Source organism: Spongiibacter sp. UBA1325 (assembly GCF_002306875.1).
Classification (GTDB): Bacteria; Pseudomonadota; Gammaproteobacteria; order Pseudomonadales; family Spongiibacteraceae; genus Spongiibacter; species Spongiibacter marinus.
This window is the reverse complement of sequence record NZ_DBTD01000003.1, coordinates 61,333-85,111: the sequence shown is the minus strand read 5'-3', so window position 1 is coordinate 85,111 and position 23,779 is coordinate 61,333. Positions and strand designations below refer to the sequence as shown.

At 56.6% G+C, this 23,779-nt stretch carries 21 protein-coding genes; 4 read left to right on the top strand and 17 right to left on the bottom strand.

The window, feature by feature from the left end; translation table 11 throughout:
• Positions 1-14: 14 nt before the first annotated feature.
• Positions 15-1,976 carry a DUF3604 domain-containing protein gene (locus B3K78_RS01805; protein ID WP_286694096.1) on the bottom strand — a complete coding sequence of 654 codons (1,962 nt, stop codon included), beginning with the start codon at positions 1,974-1,976 and terminating at the stop codon, positions 15-17.
• A 152-nt stretch (positions 1,977-2,128) separates the two neighbouring features.
• Complete coding sequence (locus tag B3K78_RS01800; protein ID WP_204995564.1) at positions 2,129-2,752, bottom strand: glutathione S-transferase family protein; 624 nt, start codon at positions 2,750-2,752, stop codon at positions 2,129-2,131.
• A gap of 188 nt (positions 2,753-2,940) precedes the next feature.
• Between B3K78_RS01800 and B3K78_RS01795 the strand changes: the two genes are divergently transcribed.
• From B3K78_RS01795 to B3K78_RS01785, 3 genes are read left to right on the top strand one after another with little or no spacing between them, the layout of a single operon-like run.
• Positions 2,941-3,264 carry a PepSY domain-containing protein gene (locus tag B3K78_RS01795; protein ID WP_204995565.1) on the top strand — a complete coding sequence of 108 codons (324 nt, stop codon included), beginning with the start codon at positions 2,941-2,943 and terminating at the stop codon, positions 3,262-3,264.
• A 5-nt stretch (positions 3,265-3,269) separates the two neighbouring features.
• On the top strand, positions 3,270-3,956 hold the full coding sequence (locus B3K78_RS01790; protein WP_286694095.1) for a response regulator transcription factor: 687 nt from the start codon (positions 3,270-3,272) through the stop codon (positions 3,954-3,956).
• Complete coding sequence (locus B3K78_RS01785) at positions 3,956-5,302, top strand: ATP-binding protein (RefSeq protein ID WP_286694094.1); 1,347 nt, start codon at positions 3,956-3,958, stop codon at positions 5,300-5,302. Before B3K78_RS01790 ends, B3K78_RS01785 begins: the two co-directional genes overlap by 1 nt.
• Here the strand turns inward: B3K78_RS01785 and B3K78_RS01780 are convergent.
• From B3K78_RS01780 to B3K78_RS01770, 3 genes are all read right to left on the bottom strand, one after another.
• On the bottom strand, positions 5,292-6,995 hold the full coding sequence (locus tag B3K78_RS01780) for a ShlB/FhaC/HecB family hemolysin secretion/activation protein (RefSeq protein WP_286694093.1): 1,704 nt from the start codon (positions 6,993-6,995) through the stop codon (positions 5,292-5,294). The genes B3K78_RS01785 and B3K78_RS01780 overlap by 11 nt on opposite strands.
• A gap of 16 nt (positions 6,996-7,011) precedes the next feature.
• Positions 7,012-7,926 carry an OmpA family protein gene (locus B3K78_RS01775; RefSeq protein ID WP_286694092.1) on the bottom strand — a complete coding sequence of 305 codons (915 nt, stop codon included), beginning with the start codon at positions 7,924-7,926 and terminating at the stop codon, positions 7,012-7,014.
• A gap of 181 nt (positions 7,927-8,107) precedes the next feature.
• The gene (locus B3K78_RS01770) at positions 8,108-8,941 is read right to left on the bottom strand and encodes a hypothetical protein (RefSeq protein ID WP_286694091.1); all 834 of its coding nucleotides are present in this window, start codon (positions 8,939-8,941) and stop codon (positions 8,108-8,110) included.
• A 518-nt stretch (positions 8,942-9,459) separates the two neighbouring features.
• Here B3K78_RS01770 and B3K78_RS01765 point away from each other — a divergent pair.
• Complete coding sequence (locus tag B3K78_RS01765) at positions 9,460-10,032, top strand: hypothetical protein (RefSeq protein WP_286694090.1); 573 nt, start codon at positions 9,460-9,462, stop codon at positions 10,030-10,032.
• A gap of 43 nt (positions 10,033-10,075) precedes the next feature.
• Here B3K78_RS01765 and B3K78_RS01760 read toward each other — a convergent pair whose 3' ends face one another.
• From B3K78_RS01760 to B3K78_RS01705, 12 genes are all read right to left on the bottom strand, one after another.
• On the bottom strand, positions 10,076-10,546 hold the full coding sequence (locus B3K78_RS01760; RefSeq protein ID WP_286694089.1) for a thermonuclease family protein: 471 nt from the start codon (positions 10,544-10,546) through the stop codon (positions 10,076-10,078).
• Positions 10,494-11,297: a hypothetical protein gene (locus B3K78_RS01755; protein ID WP_286694088.1), complete on the bottom strand. Its 804-nt coding sequence runs from the start codon at positions 11,295-11,297 to the stop codon at positions 10,494-10,496. The genes B3K78_RS01760 and B3K78_RS01755 overlap by 53 nt, the downstream gene beginning before the upstream one ends.
• Before the next feature lie 160 nt (positions 11,298-11,457).
• Entirely contained in the window at positions 11,458-11,691 is a 234-nt protein-coding gene (locus B3K78_RS01750) for a hypothetical protein (protein ID WP_286694087.1), read from the bottom strand.
• A 9-nt stretch (positions 11,692-11,700) separates the two neighbouring features.
• Complete coding sequence (locus B3K78_RS01745) at positions 11,701-13,632, bottom strand: hypothetical protein (RefSeq protein WP_286694086.1); 1,932 nt, start codon at positions 13,630-13,632, stop codon at positions 11,701-11,703.
• 2 nt (positions 13,633-13,634) lie between these two features.
• Positions 13,635-15,371, bottom strand: coding sequence for an SPRY domain-containing protein (locus B3K78_RS01740; RefSeq protein ID WP_286694085.1), 1,737 nt, complete (start codon positions 15,369-15,371; stop codon positions 13,635-13,637).
• Entirely contained in the window at positions 15,371-17,455 is a 2,085-nt protein-coding gene (locus tag B3K78_RS01735; RefSeq protein ID WP_286694084.1) for a hypothetical protein, read from the bottom strand. The genes B3K78_RS01740 and B3K78_RS01735 overlap by 1 nt, the downstream gene beginning before the upstream one ends.
• Positions 17,456-17,464: 9 nt before the next feature.
• Complete coding sequence (locus B3K78_RS01730) at positions 17,465-18,940, bottom strand: hypothetical protein (RefSeq protein ID WP_286694083.1); 1,476 nt, start codon at positions 18,938-18,940, stop codon at positions 17,465-17,467.
• Positions 18,937-19,293 carry a hypothetical protein gene (locus B3K78_RS01725; protein ID WP_286694082.1) on the bottom strand — a complete coding sequence of 119 codons (357 nt, stop codon included), beginning with the start codon at positions 19,291-19,293 and terminating at the stop codon, positions 18,937-18,939. The genes B3K78_RS01730 and B3K78_RS01725 overlap by 4 nt, the downstream gene beginning before the upstream one ends.
• Entirely contained in the window at positions 19,290-20,072 is a 783-nt protein-coding gene (locus B3K78_RS01720) for a hypothetical protein (RefSeq protein ID WP_286694081.1), read from the bottom strand. The genes B3K78_RS01725 and B3K78_RS01720 overlap by 4 nt, the downstream gene beginning before the upstream one ends.
• Entirely contained in the window at positions 20,065-20,307 is a 243-nt protein-coding gene (locus B3K78_RS01715) for a hypothetical protein (RefSeq protein WP_286694080.1), read from the bottom strand. The genes B3K78_RS01720 and B3K78_RS01715 overlap by 8 nt, the downstream gene beginning before the upstream one ends.
• Complete coding sequence (locus B3K78_RS01710) at positions 20,304-20,699, bottom strand: hypothetical protein (protein ID WP_286694079.1); 396 nt, start codon at positions 20,697-20,699, stop codon at positions 20,304-20,306. The genes B3K78_RS01715 and B3K78_RS01710 overlap by 4 nt, the downstream gene beginning before the upstream one ends.
• Entirely contained in the window at positions 20,699-23,707 is a 3,009-nt protein-coding gene (locus B3K78_RS01705; protein ID WP_286694078.1) for a coiled-coil domain-containing protein, read from the bottom strand. Before B3K78_RS01705 ends, B3K78_RS01710 begins: the two co-directional genes overlap by 1 nt.
• Between the last annotated feature and the right edge of the window lie 72 nt (positions 23,708-23,779).

Here is a 23,779-nt window from a genome sequence, read left to right as displayed (position 1 = left end):
ATAAGGCACTCCACTTAGCTGCCAGAGGGAGCTTGCTGCGTGGTCACCCACACAGGCGAGCTCCATGCTCGCTCTTGTATTTGACGTCGGTGATCATCACGGCAGCAGCTTTCATAGCCGGGTGAAATAGTGTCCGGCTGGCTGCAGTCTACTGCGGCCGCCACGCACAGCTGCTGACTCCACCGGCAACGGGGCACTTCGACGGCGCGAGCGTAGTAGTAATGGCGCGCCTCTGGGTCGAAATCCGGATCCTGCCATACCGAGCACAGCTGCGCGGCGCCACTACCCTGCGTTTGGCAGCTGTTTATGTCTACGGTCGCCGGTTTTCCCGAGCTGGCAATATCAATCACTGTTTCTGAGCGCTGCCCTTCGCTATCAACACTGCCTTTTACAATCTGTAGAGTTTGCAGCGGTAAGCCAGGCCGCTTCGCTGTGCCGGGGTCCATTGCGGCCATCACCGCAATACGGGGGGCCGATGATGAATTAAGCTGGAGCTCCCCTCCCATGGGAACACCGTTTTCATAACCCACTTTGGCAAAATCCGTGCGCTCACATAAATCGCTGGGGAGTTCCTCGCCCGCAAAAACTCTCAGGGCGATACGCGGACCACTGGTCGCATAGACCTCGCGCCTTAGCAAGGCATCGAAAATGGCGTCGCGACTATTCTCTTCTGCCCATACCGCCGCAAGACCACCCGGATTAAACTCGATATCATCGGGCAACCCCGGCGGCACACTTTCACCCGCTGGCATACCTGCCCCACCATGCCCTAGGAATTCTTCCTCGCTCACCGCTCCAGGCGCAGAAATGTGGGTGTCGCTGCTGGCGATAAAGCCAAAAGCCAGTGGATTGAGCCCCGAGTCGCTGGAGTTGGCGTACGCCAGGCCATCGCGCAATACCTCGCGCAAAAAACCGGATTTTGGCCCTGCCGGTTCACTTAACGATGGGGAAAGCTTGCCGAGAAATTTACTGCGAAAGCTGCCATAAGGTAATTGTTCGAAGCCGCACAGCTCATCCTCAGATTGCAGCGGATCGTAGTAGCACTCGGAACTGCCCTTGTGCTGCATAATTTCTACAACGCGCTCTAAACGCGCTCTCTGCGCCTCTCTACTTGGGTCGTTATTTCCCTCTTCGTTCAAGGCAAACATATAGCCATCACTCAAATTACTATTGTGAGGAATCACCAGCACTTCACAGTTTTTGAGGGCGCTCGCTTTGCCACATTGCGCATCAAGCCCATCCCATAGTTGTGGGGCACTGGGGGCATCGATAAAGGAAACCGGCAACGCTGGCACACTGGCATTGCGAAAAATAATATTGCGATGGAGGTTGGCGAGATTCTCGGCCGCCCCCGTCCACTCATAGGCCACGAAAGAGGTAAATTCACAGTCATCACTGCGGTCGTAAGCCACTTCAGCTGAGGTTTGAATGTCTTGCCAGGGGCGCAAGGCCGCCTGTCGACAGTATTCGCCATCTTCACCACAAAAGCCTAAGCGACCGGCCATGGCCGCTTTGGTATTGAACAGAAAAAATGCCCCGCGAGGCCAACCGCGATACAAACGACATTGCCAACTACCATAGCCGCGTTGTGACGGGTCCAAACATATATCGCGCTCGCCAAATAACTCGGCGTGATCTGTCACGGCCGCGAAGTCCAGAGGTCTCTCTAGCTGCAACTCTCTCAACGCCTCGCCATCGGGGAGCCAGGGCTGAACGGGTAGACGGCCACCTTTTGCAAAACGGTAGGCATCGGCGGGAGAGGTTCGAGTACCTTGAGTACTTGCATCCAGGGAGTACTTGGTATGTACGTGCAGATCACCAAAAAGTAACTGCCGTTCGGGCTGCCAGTTTTTGCAGCGGGGCTTTGTAACCAGATTCGTGGTGGAGGTGTCCAGGTTTGCAATCGGCTGGGTATAGCCCTGTTGGCACAGCATGAGAGCACAAACACTCAAAGCGGCAACTATTATTCTTTTCATATTAGCCATTCCGGGTGGTAAATGACTATTTTGCGCCAACAGCCGATGGCCTACATCCTCCATCCGGCCTAGCCAACTGTCTTAAGTGCAGCGAGGTGTGAACCGGCTGGAGGCCTTTGCACCTAGATCAGCCGGCTGGTTGTTATGCTAACTTACTCACCGAAGTGCTGCTTCATGGTATCGAACCACGCCCGCAGCACCGGACAATCTTCAGGAATATCGCGTTTTACCCAGTTGCAGAACCCGAGTACGGCATAGAGATCGATATCCGCTTGGCTTAAGGACTCTCCCACCAAATACTGGCGATTCTGCAGTTCTTTTTCCATTGTTTGATAAAAAGCGGTAATTCGAAGGTTGCCCCTTTCTTCCAGTTCAGCAATCTGCGGCACGGCTACCGGCCCGGGCAACGCACGGTCTTTAAACGCGGGGTTAGTGTTGCGCAGCACCTCTGCAACAGCCGCCAAGCCATCAACATAGAGACGCTGACACCAAGCGACAATTTTTGCACGCTCTAACGCATTCGCACCGAATACACTCTTTTCGGGAAACTGGTCGTCGATATAGAGCGAAATGGCAATGGCATCACACAGGGTATCGCCATTATCGAGTTGCAGAGCAGGCACCGTGCACAGCGGGTTAATTTTGCTGTATTCACCGCTCATCTGCTCGCCTTTCATCAGGTCGACCTGTTCAGAATCAATGTCGATGCCCTTATGTTTTAACATCAGGCTCACCCGCCTGGGGTTTGGCGCGGGATCAAAGGTATAAAGTTTCACACTATTCTCCTTATTGGTTGACGCTGAACAAAGCGGTTCAGCGAAAGTTAAGCCTAGTCCCCCCAAACTGCAAGTGTCTGACAGGACTACCGAACAAAGACACTGAACAAATTGAGTTGACTACGGTAACCTATGCATACTGAGTCAGCCCCCGAACGGCCACGCTAACCCGCAAAGCCAGTGACATTATGAATTTTCGACATAGTTTTAAAACCCTTGCCGCAATCGTTTTCGGCATGCTTATTTCAATAAACAGCTACAGTAGCGGTTTGCTGGAAAAAGGCATTAATAACGGCCGAGGGGCACTAGGTGTTTCGCCGCGCAACGCCTTGGACCCGCGACGAAATCAGCCACTGATTAGCGCGAGTGAGGCGATCTCAATTGCTGAACGGCGCTACGGCGGCCGCGCCGTCGGCGCTAAAAAAATTCAAACCGTTAACGGCAGTGCCTACCGCGTGCGCATATTGCAAAAAAATGGCAAGGTCAAAAACGTCATCATCGATCAAAGGTAGCTCAGGTGCGTGTATTAATCGTTGAAGACGAGTCTCTGTTGCAAGCCCAGCTTGTCGAGCAATTCACGGCATCGGGCTTTGCCTGCGACGCCTGCAGTGACGGAGAAGAAGCCCTGTTCCTGGGAAGGGAGCACCCCTACGACCTTGCCATCGTTGATATAGGCCTACCCAAGCTAGATGGCATTAGCGTCGTCGGGCACTGGCGTGAAGATGCCAGAGACTTTCCTGTACTCATTTTAACAGCGAGAGACAGCTGGCAAGACAAAGTAAAGGGCCTAGAATCCGGCGCAGATGACTACGTTGCAAAGCCCTTTCAGATCGAGGAGGTATTGGCACGCGCAAATGCCTTGATTCGACGCTCAGCCGGGTTTGCCAGCCCGCGCATCAGTTTTGGTGCACTACAAATTGATACCGCTGCCAAATCGGCTACCGTCGCCGGACGTAAACTAGAGCTCACCACCTTTGAGTACAATGCGCTGGAATACCTGGCAATGCGCAGCGGGCAAGTCGTCTCTAAAACGGAGCTCACGGAGCACCTGTATGATCAAGACTTTGATCGCGACAGCAACGTTATAGAGGTATTTATCGCCAGACTGCGAAAGAAAATTGACCCAACTGGCGAGCTCAAGCCCATCAGCACGCTTCGTGGCCGCGGTTATCGCTTCGAGCTGGGAGAGGACTCGCAACAATAATGGCGACGCGCCGCTCCTCAATTAGCCGTCGGCTCATCATCTCGATGATCATTGCTATGCCCCTGCTACTGGGTTTGACCGCCGCTGCTATTGACCGCGCTTATCTGAGTAGTTTGCTGAAAGCCGAGGAAAACCGACTCCAAGCCCAATTCTTTTCTCTATTGGGAGCCGTTGAGTGGAATGAAGAAGATGGCTTTCGCACTGATGATCGGCTCAAGGAGCCTGATTTCTGGCAATTTCGCTCCGGGCTATACGCGGACATACAATCTCCCGACGGTAAGCAGCTGTGGCGATCGCTAAGCGCCGATACCTTGTCGCTACCCAACAACTTCGAAATATCACGGCCTGGCGAGGCCCTTACCGGCGAAACGCTCATCGACCAAAAACCCTTCCTCTATTACCGCTACCGCGCCCTGTGGGAAACGGAAGAAAATGAGGATCTGGCGATTGTTTTTTCTCTGTACTCGGAAAAAACAAACCTCATTCGAGAGCAGAGGCAATTCCGCCGGCAGATGGCGATATGGATGACCATCGTTGCTTTTCTTTCTGTGCTGTTGATATCCGTCACCCAATACTGGGGCTTAAAACCACTGCGCAGACTGGCGAAAGAACTGCGTTTACTGGAGAAAGGCCAGGCCGAGCGGCTCGGCGATAACTACCCCAGTGAACTGGCCGCTATCACCAGCAACCTCAATCAACTGATCGAAAAAGAGCGCCGGCAGCGCGAGCGCTATCGCAATACCCTGGGGGACCTCGCGCACAGTTTGAAAACCCCGCTTGCGGTACTAAAAAGTGGCCAGTTAGACGACACTCAGCGTAACGAACAAATCGAGAGAATGGATAATATTGTTCGCTACCAGCTGCGCAGGGCCGTCAGTAGCGGCCAGCAACAACTACACACCAAAACGCAGATTAAACCCTTAGTGGATAGGCTTATTCACACCCTGCAAAAGGTTTACCACACCAAGCCATTTACTGCTGAGGTCGCGCTCAACGACCAAACAACCGCGCCCGTAGACGAGCAGGATTTAATGGAATTACTTGGCAATCTGCTCGATAACGCCTGTAAGGCCTGTCATGCACGGGTATGTGTTTATGCCGAGCTGATGGTAAACGGCGCTGTCGCACTGTTTATTGAAAATGACGGCAAGGGCCTAGAACAAGAAGACATCGATAGTATGATGATTCGCGGCAAACGCGGTGATCAATATGGCGACGGCCAGGGCCTGGGGCTGGCCATAGTGCGAGACATTGCCGACAGCTGTGGCATCGAGCTACGTTTTGCCGCACGCGAGCGAGGCGGCAGTGTTGTCACCCTGCTCTTCCCGTCACCGTCTAATAGCTGACTTTAAGCCGCCAAAAGAAGTCGACCTCGGCAGCATCGAGTAAGCTCTGATTGATATTTTCATCATCGATCGGGTGGGCCACCACAAACTCGCTGCTCAAATAGTCCTTATAGCTAGCTTTTAAGGCGAAGCCTGCGTCGCTAATCATTCTTGTATCACCGGCGTCACCGCGTGCATCTTCGTACCAAACCCAACCTTGCTCGATGAACACAGACGGCTTTATTTCCAAGCCCATGAAAGGCAGTGGGTTAGATTCAAAGCTCAACTTCGCATAGTGACCCGAATCACCCACCAGCACCCCTGGAAGGTAGGCCGCTAAACCGTTGCTACCTCCCAAATAGTATTGCTGCTGTAGCGGTAATTGGCTGCCATCGGAGTACTGGCCTGTGAAACTCGCCGTTAGATTCGCCCAATCAACCACGGCAGATTGCAGCGAGAAACGGGGCTTAAAGATAGTAAACTCACTTGTTCTTCTGCCGATGAACACCACGCCTTGACGGTCGTCTGTGGCAAAGGTGCCGCTGTCTGACTTCAAGCCAAAATCGATGAATGCCTGCGCTGTTAACCGGCTAGGAAAACCTGCTAAACGCAATAAGCGGTTAAACTTAAGACCCAATTCAAGGTTGGTTTGGGGCTCGTCCAACAGTGCCCCACCGCCGCGCAGATCAATAGTGGAATCGATGTATTCCACGCGTTCGGTGAGCGTCAAGCGGTAAAGGCTATCGCTCATCAAAACCTGCTCGCCGGTAAGCGCTGCGGATTGCGTGCGATGCTCTAAGTACACCTCTTCAGACGTTGTCGTGGTGCCGCCACCGCCAATGTTTATCGACGTGCCTGTACCGCCGAGTAGCGCGCACAACAGCGCAATGTCACACGTACCCAGACTGAGCAAAGGGTCATTTGCGGTAGTCACCAAGGCGTCAGCAAAGCGCGCATACTCGATATGGCGCGCTTCGATGCCATAAAGCCCCCATTGGCTCGGGTAGTTCAGCCGAAACGTATAGCCATCGTAGTAATCACCACCATTGACCTCACCGAGTTCCGTGAGTGCTCGGTCGTACAAAAACTGTAAATGGAGGCCATTGGCGAAATCATGTTTAGCCGAGACACCACCGAAATAGCGTCCTAAAAAACGATTGCCATAATTGTTAGCGGAAAGGCTTAACACCGTCGCATCATGGTCAGCTTTTTCACGCTCGCTGAATACCATGGTTAAGGCATTGGGGTCCCCGGAGACCTGATAGCTTATGCCATAGTCGAGACCTGCGCGGTCACTTTTTAAATTCGCTAACACGCGCTTTGTATCGAATTCACTGCGATGAAGGTCGCTATCGCCAATCAAGGACGAAAAATGCTCTTTGATCCCCTCCGGCGCTTTTATATCGGCCAACGTGCCGTTGATAACATGGACAAAAATTGTCTCGTCGCGCTGGGCGAAATAGATCGTCGTTAACAGGTGTCCCAGGTGATGGTATGACTGGTTTAGCGCATTGACCGCCTGAGCCGGCGTTTTCGCCGCCGCCATCAGCATATCCAATTGCTCTTTGCTAAGGTGACGATTCCCAGTTATCCGCAGCGTATAGCCCGCCACCTCTGCCTCGTACACCGCGTCTTCACGTGCAGAACTGTACTGCACGATCCGCTCAGCAGTGGACGCTTGGGGAGGAATGACTGGGGGTAAATCAATTGCCATACAAAGTCCTTAACCTTTAGCGAGCATCAGATTCGACGCTGTTCTTTGCCGCTCGCATCTCGACACGTCTATTCTCTGCGCGAGCCTGGGCCAAGTCACGTCCGCTCAAACCCTCAACACTTACCTTTGGCTGTCTTTCACCGAAGCCAACTGCCTGCAAACGCTGCACCTCAACACCTTCGGCAGCGAGAAAACGTACCACGGCCTGAGCACGCTCTAAAGACAGGCGCATATTATAATCATCATCACCGCGGTCGTCGGTGTGGCCGACAACCTCAATTTCAATTTTCTTAAAGCGCTGTGAATTCAGGATATTGGCGGCCTGCCTGAGGGTAGCCGCAGAAGAAGCGTCGAGCAAAGCGGTATCACTGGCAAAGCTCACCCCGACGAGACGCAGTGTACGCCCGGCTTCGAAATGGCAACCCGAGGGCAATACAATCGCCTCAGCAGGCGAGTTTGGGCAGAGATCTACTTCGTCACATACACTGTCGCGATCCGCATCACGGCACTGCGCCGCAGCAGCGGACCGCGCTAAGGGCTTTTTTGCGCGATTACCATCAACCCTCGCCCCCTCGTCACTCGCTTGCGTGTCGTCGGAAAGCTCTATGGTAAGCACTTCAGGAATAATGTCGCCGTCTCCGGCGGTGTCTTGCAGGAATTCAATAACCGAGCTCTCACCGCCCAAATTATCGAGTAAGGGTGCTAAAGCGTTCCCCCCTCCCTCTACTTCAAGAGGAGACGCTGGCGCTCCCAGCAAAAGGATGTCTTGCCCGGCGATTCCGGCCCCTAACACCGCATCGTCGCTCAAAACATCTAGCGACAACACCGAAATATCATCTTCGCCGCTACCGGCTCCTGGCACGGTAACATCCACCCCGATACCCAGTACATCGACCGAAATCAACTGTGCCTGCGCAATCGGCGCTGCCATGAGCAAGCCGATAAGGAAGGATTGTATAAATGCCCGAAAATTCAAGTGTCGATGCCTATCTGCCGGAACATGACCCAAATTTATATTATGCGTTATTGTGATATAGCTAGCTGAAACTTGAAAGTAAAAAAGCCGGCTCCCTAAGGAAACCGGCTCTACTATATCAGGTCAACACGCCTCGTTAAGGTGTTGGCAATTCAAATACCGGCTCTTGGCCGTCAAACCCGAATGAAAAGCTGAAAGCCGCTGACTCGAAAGAAAACGCTAGTGAAAGCGGCAATGCACTGGGCTCAGAGTCGCTATCACCGCCCTCAGATGGCGCGGGGATAGGCAGTACATCTAATACTGGCTGAAGAGGGTTATCACTTTCACCGCCCTCACCGCCAGCTGCGGCGCTCTCAAATTGGTCAACAAGGGGCTGCAGCGGGTTGTCGCCCTCTCCACCACCCTGAAGCTGATCAAGCAGAGGCTGAAGCGGGTTGTCGCCACCGTCACTGCCGCCCTCCGGCGCAAATCCCATCAAGTTCTCTTGCAGATGTGCAAACAGCACTTCCAGTGTCGGTGGAATGGCTTCCACACTCGCTTGAACGGCGGTTGGGTCGGTTGCCAGGGTATCAACGACATCAGTCACTGCGTCTACGGTTCCGTCCTTGCCCGCCAAGTCATTGGCCAAGTCGTCAACCGTCTTCGTCAGCTGCAATGCGTATGGCGCAAGAGGGTTTTCACCACCGCCCTGAAGCTGGTCCAAAATGGGCTGCAAGGGGTTGTCACCGCCACTACCGCCGCCCTGCAATTGATCCAGGATCGGCTGCAGAGGATTATCGCCACCACCATCGAGCGCTGAGAGCTGAGAATCGATTTCGTTTAACGGCGCGATGATTGCGTCGAGCGGCGTTCCCGCCAAGCCTTCAGCAAGCGGTTCGATAATTGGCGCCAAAGGGCCAGCACTTGAGAGTGATGATGCAGCCGCGATGGCTGCCGCTAATGACAGTTGTTTCATTGATAGAGTTTTCACAGCATGTCCTCCAGACATTTTTTGTTTTTCCGCGAACAGAATCTACGTTCTGCTTTATTTGTGTTATAGGCGGATAATACGCGTTTATACGTATTGATTATAGTGATTCAAATCACAAAAGCCTGCGTTATGTGAAAAGCAGCTGATTGGAGGTGGCAACTTGCTTGAATGGCGTATTGAATCAGTCAGTTACTGACCGAGTATATGCAGGATAAGGGGCATCGTTAGAACAGCATGCTATGCAGCAAGCCGGATTAAATAAAATAACAGTCTAAAAATGAAAAAGGGCCGCTGAAGCGGCCCTTTAAATATGGTCGGAACGGCAGGATTCGAACCTGCACAGCCAAGCCACCATAGACTCACATAACCCCATATCCCAAAAAAATCAATGAGTTATGCCGCCATATACCTCGATATGCCACCGTCGATGTGGCAAAAATTGTTGAATTTATGCGCCGCTACAACCAGCATATCTCACGAAAACCTCTCGGAACTACTTCAGCAAGGAGCGCATAAAATTGGGTATAGATGAAGGAACTCCCGAAGCGGCAAGGCGAAATCTTCTCGCGATGTCATTCGCATTTATCCTGTATTTTGGTGGCCAAGGGCAATTAGACGGCCCCTCCCTCAAGCTCCCTATGGTCAACATCATATTCGAGCGACCTGAGGTTCTTGCCATATCGGCTTGGTGCTTCCTTCTATGGTTTGCCATTCGCTGGGCCCAACTTTCGCGTGGAATGCTCTCGGCAAAGATGAGCCAAGAGCTATCGAAGTCGGAGAAATCTGTGGCCGTGAAGCTCTACATTCGTCATGCGTTGAGAGAAAGCTCTTTGGATGTGAAGGAATTTAGCCCGGAAATGGGCTACGGCATCGACTCGAGATCACCGATGGAGAAGAAAGTCGTGTTCAGGTACAAACCAAAATCAGAGTCTGACTTTAAAACGCAAGAGCTCCATATAAGCGGTATCGCAGGAAAGCTCATGCTGGCCTGCCTCTATATAAAGAATGCTATTACTTTGCCGGCAGCGTCCCAATTTGGGCTGCCCTGGGTAGTATTCATGGCGGCGATATCCGCACCACTGTGGTCATAGTTCTAAATGGGCACAAAGCATATCGCCAAAGTTGACTGTGCACTCAAGTACACCAATCCTTCTTTTTACCCCCACCATATCTGACAGCATGGCCTGCCGATATCAGGGCTTCGCCGAGGTTTTCGTCATCAACCCAAACATCCGCTAGCAAGCGAAAATACTTGCCTCTCTCAATTGCTTTTAATTCAACGCGATTTGCCGCCCTCAGCTTCGCCACACTGTACTGCTTCGCCAATCTCGCGGCCTCCTTCTCTGACTGGCATTTACCGCGTAATTCGGGAGTATCTATACCCTTAATCCTGATCGACATGCTCTCTCCAACAACAGCAGGCCAGCCATTGATATTGGCTCGAAAGGTGTCACCATCGTAGATGGTTCTCACCTCAGAGACGACAACATCTCCATACTCTTTTGCCGAAGCTCCCAGGGCCAGCAGGGAGACAAATATTACGATGAAGAGCCTATTTATCCCTTGTGAAGTTGAAACCAATACTGAAGGCCACCCAAGGCTCATCCTGATACTCCCAATTTTTGCCAACATCACCAGACAAGTGATCAACACCAGCTACGAAACCAATCTCCCAGTTCTTAGCTATTTCGCGGCTCACTCCCAATGCGAACGTGATGCCACTCTTAGTTTCAACATCCTTTGTCCCAACTTCTGAGACCGAAACTTGAGTCAACCCTAAGCTAAATAGGTACTGAGTTTTATTGTAGCGATACCCCATATAAGGACCAATAGATGAGTCGCCGTAAATATCTCCGCTTCGCAATTTAAATGGCAATACCAGAACCCCAGTATCGAAGCCTCCGACACGATAGTAGGATGATGGATTTACTCTGTTCGCTCCCTGTAGACATAGTTTCATTGGTCCAGCAAAGAACCTTTTTCTCGCCTCCAGTGCATCTTTCTGGCTGCGATTGCCCGGACTCAATGTCACCTGATAGACATGCACTACCCTTTCTTTAGAACTCTGGGCGTCAAAGTCCCCAGTTTGCAAATAGTATGAATTCCGCGGCAGGGCTAGACCGCCCTTTTTCGCATTGCATGCATCTGCGACTGACAGCGGGTAAAGGAGTATCTCGTAGTCATTTGTATAAATTGGCGAAAATGACATGCGATAAAAAGGCGCAGTATCGGAATTGAAAACGCACTGATACTCTCCCCCTACTTTTGTGTCGCACTCTATATCGTCAGCAGCCCCGCCAACCGAACTCATGCAGGCTAGTACTGCAACCAAACCTCTCATGATCCATTGATTCATCTTGCCTCTCCCTTTGCTTAAGTATCAACAGAGCGCGAGAACCTCCAAATCTCTCTGAGCAAATCAAACCATGAGGGCTAAGTCACACCCTCAACAATAAGTAAAGCAGACCAGCGAGCAAACGCACGAAGAAAGTCCAAGGTAACGATTTGCAAAAGCATTAAATTTGCTCCTGATATTCCTGCAGGGCGGGCGCTTCGCCGACGATCCGGCCGTCCTCGATCCAGGCCTTTGTGCCGACCGTCAGGCTGTCCCCGATCACGCGGACCTTGCCACCGTCTCGGGTGGTGGCGGTGCTGGTGCCGTCGCTGTTCACGGTGTCGATCGTTGCGGTGTAGCGGGTCCGCTGCGGTAGCAGACGGCGGAATCGCAGAAAGGCGTTCACAGTGGTCATACTGTCCCCCTAGTAATGATGGCGCTCGAGGCGGATCGTTTGAACGGCGCGGCTCGCGCCTGGCTGGCTGACCGAGACCGACGTCGATAGGACCAGGCCGCGCCAGGTGTTCGCCGGGTTGCTGGTGTCCTGGATCTCGCCCCACTGACCAGGCACGACCAGGCCAGGCGCCCCGGAGGTGGGGACCGGGAGCTCGATCGTCACGATCTCCTGCGCGCCAGACTGCCCTAGGATCGAGATCCCGCGGCCGCGGCATTGCTGAGTTGATAGGTTCAGTGCGTCGTAATTGTCAGCCGCCCAGGGCGTGCCGTCGGTGCCGTTTTTCTTGACCTCGACCGCGACGCCATGGGAGATCCCGGAGACATAAACGCCGCGGTATTCGGGCGTCGGCTGCCACTCGCTCGACAGGCCGAGGATCATCGAGTCGGCGACCTGGAAATCGAGGCGCGAGGCGTCGATCTGCGGCCAGTACCAGGGAGGCCCCTCTCGGTAGCGCTGCTGCGCGTAGACCTTCGACAGGCCCAGGGCTGGGGTGACGATGCCGCCTGCGGCTTTGACTAGCTCGTCGACGACCTCGATCGGGGTTTTGTTTTCGTAGCCCCAGGCGCCCGCCGGGATCGTGTAGTCGGCGAGGCTGGTGTCCCACTCGATCGTGAAGCCGGTCAGGTCCAGGACGTCCTGCGCGACCTGGAGCGCGTTCGTCGGCGTCTCGATCTGTGCCGAGGCCTTCGCGCTGTAGGGGTCCGCCAGTAACTGCGTCAGGCTCGAGCCGCTGACGCGGTAGGTCTGCGCCGGGAATTTCTGCGCCTCGCTGTAGCGCTCCACCATAAAACGCCAGGTCTTGTTATTGACCTTCGCCTCGACCTCGATCGGACCGCTCGGCCCTGGGCGGATTTGGTCCATGCTGGCGCTGTTGAGAATCGTCGCCGAAAAGGCCCAGCTAAACGAATCAATATCGAGCGAGATCGTCAGGTCGGCGAACTCGAGCGGGATCCCTTCGGGGAGTTTTTTTAAGCTGCTGGCGTTCATGTAGAAATAGGCCTCTTTGATCTCCGGCGGGTCGGCCGGGTCCTTGTCGGGGAGCGGCGGCTCCTGGTCGTAGTCCCACTCGACCTCTGTCCCTATGCGCGGTTTCCGGTCCCAGGGGTGGCGATAGCGCACATCAGCGGGGAGGTTCGTCGCCCAGCCCTGGAAGTCGCGGCCGGCATCGACTGGGCGAGTCGGGACGATGATCTCGATAGGCGCGCCGCCCTCCGACTGCAGGCTAAAGTCGACCGAATTAGCCGCGGGAATTGCGTAGGGATTCTGCAGGTCGAAGTCTGTCGCCCCGATCGCGTAAGTGGGATCGTTCAGCTCGACCGGCGGCCGCTCCCAGAATTTCGAGCTGTCCGCGTGCTCCTGGGTATCGATGACGTCTTTTGCCGGCGGTACATTCCAGGATTGCACCGGCGCACCGTCGATCGGCTCGATCGAGTCGTCCCAGGCCTGCGAGGGCGCTCCGCGCTGGTCGTCCTTGATAGGTATCGGGTCCCAGCCCTGGGCGGCTGTTGCCGGATATCTCGGGACCGCCTGGTCCCAGGCCTGCGAGGGCGCCCCACGCTGGTCGTCCTTTTTCGGCGCCGAGCCCCAGCTCTGAACCGCTCGATCGTCGTAGCGGTTCACGGCAGGCCCCAGGCGTAGCGCTCTCTGCACGTCGATCTGCGCGGGCGTCGGATTGTATCTGATGCCGGCAGCGCTGGCCGGCGTGCAGCTCGCGAGAGTGATCCCTATCCCTGACGCGACCATAAACTCGGGCGGCAGCGGGTAGACGATCGGCGGCTCCCAGCCCGACGCCAGGAGGTCGAAGTCCACGGCCGACCAAGCCGGCGGCGGTAGGTACAACGCGCCCCCGGCATTGAAACCGAAATCAGCGACGAGTGGACCAGGAACGACGTATCCCATTTTTACGGCCGTTTACTGGCGAGATAGTCCTCGAGGCTAAGCAGACTGCCGCCGGCGGTGTCCGCTCCTCGAGCCACTAGCGCATAAATCTTGCCGCTCAAATGGTTGCTATAGCTCCCATTGCTATACATTCTCGACCCAACAGTAAAACGGTCGGACGCCCCTCCCATTACCACCGGCTTTGCGACCACGGTGTCCTGCGCTCCGTTTATTCGGTGAATAACCTTGCCGCCATCCCAGCGCGTGACGATATGAACTTCCCCGTCAGGCATCGTGTTTGTCAATATCTCTTTTCCGTCGTCAGCGAGGTCGAGCTCCTTCTCTAGCCCCGACCGCCGCTTGAACCACCAATCCTGTTCAGTGCTCCCAGCTGAGCGATGAATAATAGTGTTGTTTGTAGATGTCCGATCGACGAAATCGGCCGCCGCGGAGAATGTTAGGCCGTCGCCATGACCGACCGCCGGAGCGCTGGCCGCTTCCAAGTAGTCGTTCGATCCGTCAAATTCGAGCCAGTGAAGCGCGCCGCTAGTGCGGTAGATTGGCCGCCGACTGCTCTCTGATTGAGAAACATGATTCCCGTTGCCCGACTTATCCAGCATTAAGGCGACAGCGTCGCCGTCTGCCGTAACCGGGTCGGTCCCGCCTGTATCCTTGAACATTGTCGAAAGGTCGCTCGGATCCAGCCAGACGCCAGACTCGCCTAGCGCGAAGAGCGTGGCCGGAGTCCAGTCGATCGCCTGCGGTGTAATCGGGCCGTGAACCATTGGCCGATAAAAAGGCTTGGCGTCAAACGATGCCGTGCCGATCGAGTGGCTCGCCTCGGTGTCGGTCGGCCATGGATTCGGTTCGGTGCTCGGGAGGTCTCCCGCTCCGGTGCATTCGTAGACGTAGCCGTTCGGCGTGGTTGGGTGAACGCGATTGCCAACGATGACGCCTGCGTTCGCCTCAAATCCGGCGCCGTAGTCATCGAAGGCCACGACGAAAACCTCGCGCGGGAAGCCGTCGCGGAGAACGATCTCGTAGTCGCCGGTTGTGGCGTCGCTGACTGTCTGCCCAAGCGGACGCGACTCGGTGATCGTTTGACCGTCCATATCGAAGGATAGGCGTTCGAAGGAAAAGGCTTTTAGTAGTCGGGCAGCTGGATTCCCGTCTATCAGAAGCGTCCCTGAGACCTTGCTCCCGAGCGCCAAATCAGATTTATCCCAGGGAATATGGGTGGCGGCCGGCGGATACTGAAACGGCTCCTGTGTATTCAGGGCAGCGCTGTCGCCGGTGCCTAAACTGGCGGCCGGATAAAGCACGGTGTCGACCGCAAATGAAATCGATTCAGTGAACAGCTCGACCCCGTCGTCGTATAGGGTCAGTGTGTTAGCATCGAAATCAACCAGGACGCCGATCACAGAGGCCGCAACAGCGCCAGTGCCCTTGTCGCTGCTCCCGTTGGTGCCAGAGTCGCGATAATAGAAGTACCCATTCTGCAGCGAAAAACCCCATTGCGAAGGGCTTGCGCCGTTGCCAAGCAACGCGTCGAGATCTGCATTAATATCGACGATCCCGACCGAGCAAGAGGCCCCGACGTCAACCTCAAAATAACGCCGTCCCTTTTTTCGCCCCGCCGATCCCCTGCCGCTGGCATAGCTGCCGCCCCCGCCATCGGTCGGCCTGGTAAGCGTCTGTTTGTCGGTGCTGACCTCTACCCCAGGCCCAGCGCTGCTCGAATGCCATCCAAAACCCGCCATTAGTCAGCATCCCCCCGGTTTTGAGTTGCGAAGCTGTCCTCCTCGGCCGTTGCCGGGCCGGAGAGAATAGTCCGTGCGATCCAGAAAGGCGCCTGCGCGCCGTCGGTGTTGAATCGGACCTGGTTCCCCGCGTCCCAGCCAGTGCCCCAGCCGTCGGCGCGAATGGTGAAGTAAGGCGCCCCGGTCGCGGGGTTGGCGATCGCGCAGTCGGCCGACGTGTTGCCGGTGCCGATGACCCCGACCGACTCGCCGACAACCTGGAAGTTTGTCGAGCTGGTGAACGAGATCCGCCAACGCTCCTTGATCGATCCCTGGTTGGTAATCTCGAGCGGGTACGCGACCTCGTTATATTTCGCGGTAGTGTCGCTGCCGATTCGCTCGTCCGACCAGGCCCCGGTCCAGCTCGCTTGATGGAACAAGTTATAAACGCGGGCGCGCAAGTCGCCATGTAATACCGCGGAGCTGAGCACGGCCTCGCCGGCCGGATAGTTCTGCGACAGCGGCGCGTTAAAGCCGACCAGGCCCGAGATCTGAACGTCGGTAATCAGGACCATGTCCTCGACGCGATCGTAAACGGTGAGCGGCGTCGTTACAGCCTGGGGCGTGTCCTCGTCGGTCTCCAGGGTGAGCGGATCCGCCCACGTCAGGACCCCGGCCTCGCGGTCCAGGGTGTACTGCACTGGATCCAGAAAAAGCCCGTTCGCGCCTTTGACCCATACCTCGGCCTGGTGGTCGCGGGTGAACGTCAGCGTCGCGCCCGCGGTCGGGCTGGCGACCTCGGTCTCGATCGTGTGACTGAATACGCCCACGTCGCCAGGGAGGAAAATCGGAACGCGGCCGTCGCTTGGGAGGCGCGTCGGATTCAGGCCAAGGAGGTCAGGATCCAGCGGCAGGTATTTATACGCGACCGCCGAGTATTTGACCGACGTCGGGAAAACCGGCTCCGCCCACTCGATCGAGACGATCCCGGTCTCCGCGTCAACCTGGCCGGCGGTAATTTTAGCGTGCGTTATGCTGCCGTCGTTCGCGGCCTGGACGACGACCTCCTCCCCGCTCTCGGTGACGGCATTAAGGATCAGCGAGCCCTGGCGCAGCGGCGCGCCGGCGGTGCGGAACTTGGAAAAATTGCTCGTCCGCTCGCCCTTCCAGGTCAGGCAGGCGAGGATCTGCGGCGCCTGGGTCAGGTCCGCCCCCGCGGCCCAGTCGTTGAGGGTGACGATCCCGGTCGAGTAGTCGATCGAGCCGACATTCGTCCCGGCGTCGGTGGTGCTCGACCAGTCGGTAATGATTGCGCCTTGGCGGTCCCGGTAGGTTTTTCCCCCGAAGGAGAACAACAGAGAGCCGGCGATGATCGGGCGGCCGTTGCCTGGGATCAGGTCGATCTGGATACCCTCAATCGGGATCGTAACGGTTTCACTGGCGACTGGGTCGGCGCTGCCGCCGTAATAGAATTCGACGTTGACCGACGTGTCGTAATCCTCGGTGGCACTGGCGGGCACTTGCTCCCATGCACTATAAGCAAAACCGACCGTCTCCTGCTTGAGCTTCTGATATTGATAGCCGAGGCGCATGTCGAACGTGACCTCGCCGGTCGTGTAGTTCACGGTCCCGACATTGACGCCGTCGCGGAGTAGGTTCCCGTTACCGTCGTCGTGAGCGACCCCGTCGAGCTTGTACTCGCGGCGCTCGTCCCCCACGGGCGCGCTGTAGTCCATTTTTTTATGATCCAGGAACTCGCGGAGGCGGATCATTTTCGCCTTGATAACCAGGCTGCCGGCCTTGAGTGGCGCGCCTGGCAAAGTGCGCGTGATCGACGACTGCGTCGGCGCGACCGAGTCGGTTAGCTTGCTGGCGGCGTTCCACTTGTCATAGCTGACGGTATAGTCGCCATCACTTGGCCGCGGCGCGGGGTTCGGCCGAAACGACAGCCCGCCCCAGCCATACTCGACACTGCCCGAGCCATTCCCGGTGAGCAGGCCCTCGCCGTTATCGGTGAGCGTGTAAGTGGTCGGCCCGATCGTCCACTCGACCGAGACGGTGTTCGGCGTCATCGCGCGCCGATCAGTTGCTCCAATGCTTCCCATTTTGCCCCCTTAGACGACCACGTCGGTCGCGTTAAAGACGACCTCGGAGACCGGCGCGGTGCCGCTGCCGTCCGCAATGTCGAATGATTGATCGTCGCCCCAGGAGTAAATGATCTCGGGTCCGACGTCCGGCAGTGCCGAGAGCGTGGTCTCGACCGTGCCAGTCGCGTAGTTGATCTGCCCGGTGCCTGCGCCCTCGAGGATTCCGTCGCCGCGATCGGCCAGGGTGTTCCAGCGCCCCAACGCCATAAATTCAAAAATCAGGGTTCCCGGCGCCGGGATCGGTCGCAGCTGATTGACGTAGGTCAGAGACCGATTCTGGATCTCGATCTCGACGCCATAGGAATAGGCCTGCTGCGAGAACGCCGCCCCAGGCTGAAACGTGAGCGTGATCGGGTTGTTTTTGTAGCTGCTCGAGGTCCACTTGATCCGCACGATCCCGTTTTGGTAGTCAAGATCGGAGGCGTCCAGGCGATCGGATCCGCTCGAGTGCTCGAGTTGGCCGCCGGCATCGTCATAGGTGCCATTGCTGCCGGTGATCTGCAGCGTGCCGGGGACAAAGCCCCGGCCGGTGTAATAGACCGCATAGCCGGCCGTATCCTCGTTCACGTCGTCGGCATTGACCGAGATCGTCGCGTCGTCAGCAGGTACCACAGGCAAGCGGCCGGGTCCGCCGTTGCGATCGGTGAGCGGCGTCTCGCTCTGCGCACTGGGGACCAGGTTCGTATAAACCGAGTCGACCTGGGCGGTCAGATCTCCAGGAGCGCCTGCGGCTGAGAGTTTAGCCGCGCCAAAATAGCGGGCCGCGTCTGCTACCTGAGTGATTAGGACCTTTGCGGTGCCAGGATGGCGGCCGGTCGGGTAAGGGTCGGAGCCCATGAAATCGACGTCGAGCGAATTCGCAAGCGAGATCTGCAGCGTCTGCAGCTCGAATGTCTGAAACCCGGCCCCGACCTGGACGGTGAAAGTCTCGCGACCGACGGTGACGTCAGTAATGCGGACATATTGCTCTTTGCTGCCGTCGTCGCTAATGAGGCAGTAAACTTCGCCAGGCTCAGGCGGGACCGCGTCCAGGCGTTGCAACGCAGCCAGGCCGCGCTGGCTTTCCAGGTGGTCGCCCCATAGCCAGAAATTCGCCTCGCTCGACTTGACGAGATAGCTCTCGATGCGGTCGCGGGCGTCGACACGGCGGTCGGTGTGGCTGCCGGTCTGGAATAGCGAGACAGCGACGCGCGGGTCGGCCGGCTGGCGTAACAGTATCGAGTGCGCCCCGAGCAGCGTGTCCTGGTTCGGCGCGCGCACAGACAAAAACAGCTTGCGCATGTTGACGCGGCCGTAAACCCGATCGAGCCGGGAGACATCGGGCATCGTGTTATTGATCGCGCCCTCCTCGACGACCTCTCCGCTCATGCGGCCGCCGCCGTCGTCGGTATCGGCCATTACCTGGGATTCAGCCAAGACAATCTGGTCGCGCGTAATGGTCATGCGAGACCCTCCTCAGTCTTATTGATGATCTGCAGCCCGAGCGACGCTAGGCGCGCCCATGGCTCGCCGTCAGTTACGTCGCAAGCGTCAATGACGGCCTGGATCTCGTTCTCTGTGGCTGTGCTCTCGGGGTTCGCGGCCAGGATCATGGCGACGAGCACTGGAGCGCTTTCCAGCGCAGTCGCGATCGTGGTGTCGATCATTCCGGAGCTTATAAAGTGCGTTGCGGGCTCCAAGCCATCGGCCGAGAGTGCCGCCTGAAACATGCCTACGCCGCCTGGCCAGGTCGCTGCCAGCGCTCGGATCTGATCCACGACGGCCGCCGGGGCGATTATGGTTTTGTGTTGGTTCATGGCAGTGTCACTCCTGCTTTTTGTGCGAGCCACTCGCGGGCGATCTCCCGGTCGATTTGCTCAGGGTCTTTGCAAATAACCAGCGCGCCGTAGACCTCAATGTCGGATGGATTGAATCCATTGCTGCGAGCACAGACGGATATTTTCCGGTTGTCACCGACCTTGACGCCGTTGGCCGTATTTTTTATCTGGCCGCCGTCTGCGGAGTAGCCTTGCCCGAGCGAAGGAGACCAGCCGCCCTCAGCAACTATTGGCTCCCCGACGTTCGGCGTGTCGTAGCCCATAAAATAGTTTTGATCGTGAGCCCTGAAAGCATAACTATTCATGGACAAATACGATTGCCCAGTGGTGTTAGTCGAGATCGCGGTATCAAGGTTAGATAGAACGTCTAGCCCGCTGTTGCTTGAGCGCCTAGCGAACGTGATCGCCATAAAGATTCCCGCGGCGGGCTCTCTTAAATCCCCGACGAGCACGTCGTCTACGCCATCCGATTCGAGATACGTGTAGCCGCCGGACTGTCGAAGGATCGGCCGCGAGGTGGCCGTCCGGTGACTCAGGTGAGTACCGTTCCCCGACTTATCCAGGATTAGCCCGACCGGGTCGCCAGGCTTGGCAGGTATGGTGCCTGCAGCATCCTGGAAAACCGTCGACGGGTCGCTAGGATCTAGCCAAAATCCATCGCTCGAACCAAACATTGCCGCTATCTGCTCCTCAAGGCTCAGGCCAACAGATTGACGAACTGCACCACGCACAACCCGACGAAATAACGGCCTAAGCATTAATGCCACCATAGATATTCAGCTTGCCCGCACCGGTGACGACAAAGCGACAAACGGCTCGCCCAAAGTCAGCCACGTCAACAGCATCGTCACTGTATGTTTTAGCGGTCACGTACTCGCCCTCATCGACCATGACCTCTACCTTCAGCGTGCCGCCGTTGGCCTTAAAGGCCATAGCGAACGAGCCACCGCTCATGGTGAATTCTTTTGCCGCGTCTGCGTTTGTGATCCTCATGGTGTCGCTACCTCAAACAGTTTTAGAGTGATTGTGTAGTAATGATCGGGGTCGGGGTCCGCCTGGCGGAGGACCTCGTCGGCGCCGAGTCCGTCTGGGCGCTCGAACTGGACAGCGTAGATCTCGCCCCATAGATCCAGCTCGAAAACCTGGTCCGGGGTGTCGTAGAACGCCTGCAGGGCCTTGAGTGTCGAGCGCTTGATCCAGGCCCCGCCGTTGCTCTGCAGGGTGATCGGGCGGCCCTTTTGCTTGACGCCCTGCTGAACGATCACCGCGCCGGTGAGGCTGTAATCCTTCTGTTGTTCGACGGCCGACCAGGCGAACTCGTCGACCCACTGCAGGTCGTTGGGTAGGTCGATCGTGGTCGTGCCGTCGGTGATGGTGATTGCCATTAGCTAACTCTCCGCCCCAGACTCTCTAGGACCGATAGCAGGTCGTCGGGGTTGTCGGTGGTAACGGGCACTCGGGTGCCGTCCGGCCCCTGCAGGATGATGGTTTGCGTCGGCCGCTGGCTTTGGCTCTGCGCCTGGCGATCCTCGCGGGCGAAGTCCTGCGCCTGGCGCTCCCGCTGCTCGGCCTCGGCCTGCTGGCGGCGCTGCTCCTTGGCAGCCGCCTGCTCTGCCGCGCGCTGGGCCTCCTCCTCGCTGCGCTGGCGGGCTTGCTGCAGGCGAAGGTTGTAGGCCTGCTTCGCCAGATTTAGCGCCTCCTGGGCCGACGTGATAGCCTCACGGTCGCCCATTGACCGAGCGCGTTGTAATTGCGCCTCCAACTCGAGCCGCTGCTCCTGGTAGCGCAGCCGCTCCACCTCCTCGCTGTCGCCCTCAAGGCTGGCCAGCTCCTGGCGTAGGCTGCTGATCGTGTCCTGCAGGGAGTCGTTCAGGCCGTCCACTTCCGACTGCACTCGCTCGATGGCGCCCTGCAGGCGGTTTAGATCCTGGTCGTCCAGGAGGTTGAATTGGCGCTCTAGATCACTAAGCGATGAATTGAGGTATCGGGATTGGTATTCACCCCGTTCAAATTGATTAACTACTTCCTCAAGGGCGATTTTTTGTTTTAGAAACTGTCGCTCAACGGTGTTCGATGCCTTGGCCGTATCAATGAACCACTTAGTTAATCGGCTACCGGCAACAACCCCGCTTTGGCCCAAGGCCCGGATTCCCTCTCCCAGCGCCTTGACACGGGCTTTCATCGCATCAAGCTCAGTGAGAGCTTCGCCGCTTCCCCCGGTTAATGCTTCAAACGCTGCAAGGGCCTTCTGGCTGAGATCCGAAAGACGAGCAGTGATATTGTTGTAAAAATCTGCGATCGCGCTGCCCATGGACTGCGCTTTCTCACCTGTGGCCTGAGCACGATCGCCAGCCTCACCGACTTTTTCGCTGAAATCCGATACGCTTTGCGTGGCTTCTTCAATTGCTCCACTCGCTTCTCTGTACTGATCAGCGATGGCCTCGATGTTTGTACTGACAGAGATATTCACGGGACGATCAAGCTGTTCCAGCTCTTCCCGAACAGCCCTAAGTTGGAGCTGTTGCTGGGCGTATTGAGTGTTCAACGCCTCAAGCTCTTCGAGCTGCTCTTGCGTTGGGTTGTTGGCTATCGCCGCCCCAAGCTCATCGAGTGCCTGGGCTGTCATTTCGATCGCAGCGCCCAGCTCCCCCTCTTTCGCAATCAACTTTTCACGATCGGAGCTAAATTTCTCAGTCGCCTTGGCGGCCCTTTCAGTTGCTGAGCCCAAACCAACCATCTCAGCAGCAGCACTTGCAGTCACCTTTGCCGTTTCCACTGCACCATCACGGGCTCTGGTAAACGCGTCCGCTGCAGCCTTTCCGGCTTCGATCATCTCCCGCTTATACTTTTCTGACTGGCTTTGCAGGTCTTTGACCGACTCACCGATAACAGCCAGTTTGGCCTCGGCTTTCGCTAGGCTTTCGTCGGTGGCAAGTCCGACCGCGCTCAGGCCTCGAGTAGTTTGAACAACGATGTTTTGGAGGGAGTATGCTGATCGAGCCACCACCTCCAGAGCACCCGCAACAGATGACTGGACGCCCCGAAAAACAGCCTTGAAGGTATTACCTAGACCGCTTGCTGTGTTCGCGATAGTGGAAAGCGTTGCTGTAATGCCGGAGCCATCAGAAACAATCGCCTTGGTAAACTGCTCTACCTTCTCGATCAGCGTGACAAAGGCACCGGAGATGTCCTCAACCAGCTTCGGCTTGTCAGTAAGTGCTTGGTCGATGGTCTCTGCGAGACTGCTGAATGCGGGCGCTAACCGAATGGCCAACTCGTTCCCAAAGCCTTTTACCGAGGCGAGTATTTTCCGGAATCCTGAATCGACGTCTGCCAGTGCCTTCAGCTCATCCTCAGTGAAAATGGCATTGCGCTGCTGAGCCTCCTCCGACAGCTCGCGCAGCTTCTCGGCATTGTTCTCAAGTAACGGCAGCAGCAGCGATGCATCGTTGGCCAGAGATTCCAATATTTGAATCTGCCCCGCTTTGGGAAGCCCATTCAGCCGCTCTGCGATCGCCAGAATTTGCTCGTCTGGCTTGAGCCTCACGAGTTTCTCGATATCGAGATTGAGGCCTTCAATAACCTCAATTGCCTCGCCGCCGCCGTTCAGAAACGCGTCACCGATTTTGTCGGCAACGTCCTTCATGAGGTCTGCGGTTTTCTCGCTGTCGATACCAGCACGTTCTGCCGCGTACTGCCACTCCTGTAGCTTTTCCGCAGAAATTCCAAAAGCATCGGCGCTGGCAAGCGTCTGGCGGGCAAGATCGGCCTGCGAGGCAGTAAACCGAGTAAGTGCGCCTACGGTTAGCGCTACCCCTGCCGCAGTAGCGGCAGCCGCCCATTTGCCGAAGGTGATGATGCCGTTTGAAAGGTTTTTGCGAAATGACAGGAAGCGGCCGTCGGCCTTCTCGGTTTCGTTACCCAGGTCTTCAAGTTCGCGGCGGGCCTCTTTGGCACGGGCAGCCATGCGGCGCTGCTCACCATTGAGATCTTCGAGGTTGATCCCAGCCTCTTGCGCTTCCTCGCCAAGCTCAGCGAGCGTTTTTTCTGCACGCTGGTATTCACGCTCTGCGGCATCCACGGCCTTTTGCGCCGCCTCGAACTCTTGAGCCTGGCGACGCGTAGGGGCGCCAACCTTGTCAAGTTTGTCGGCGAGTTTGTCGGCTCGAAGTCTGGCACGATCATAGGCTGCGGATGTGCGGTCGACGGCCTTCTCTGCCGCACCAAATTCCTTTACGAGTGCAGTGTTGTCCTCAAGCTCACGCAGCTCACCTTGCAATCGCTCGGCGCTATTGGACAAGCCATCGAGACTTTTTGCGGCACTATCGGTGTCGCCACTGAGGAGGTTCTTGGCTCGGAGAATGAGATTAACGGCTTGGTCTTTTAAAGACATGAGTAGCACCGCTTACAGAAAGGAGATGGAGCGCACGGTGGGACCGGCGCCCGGAGGGGGAAAGTCCACCCG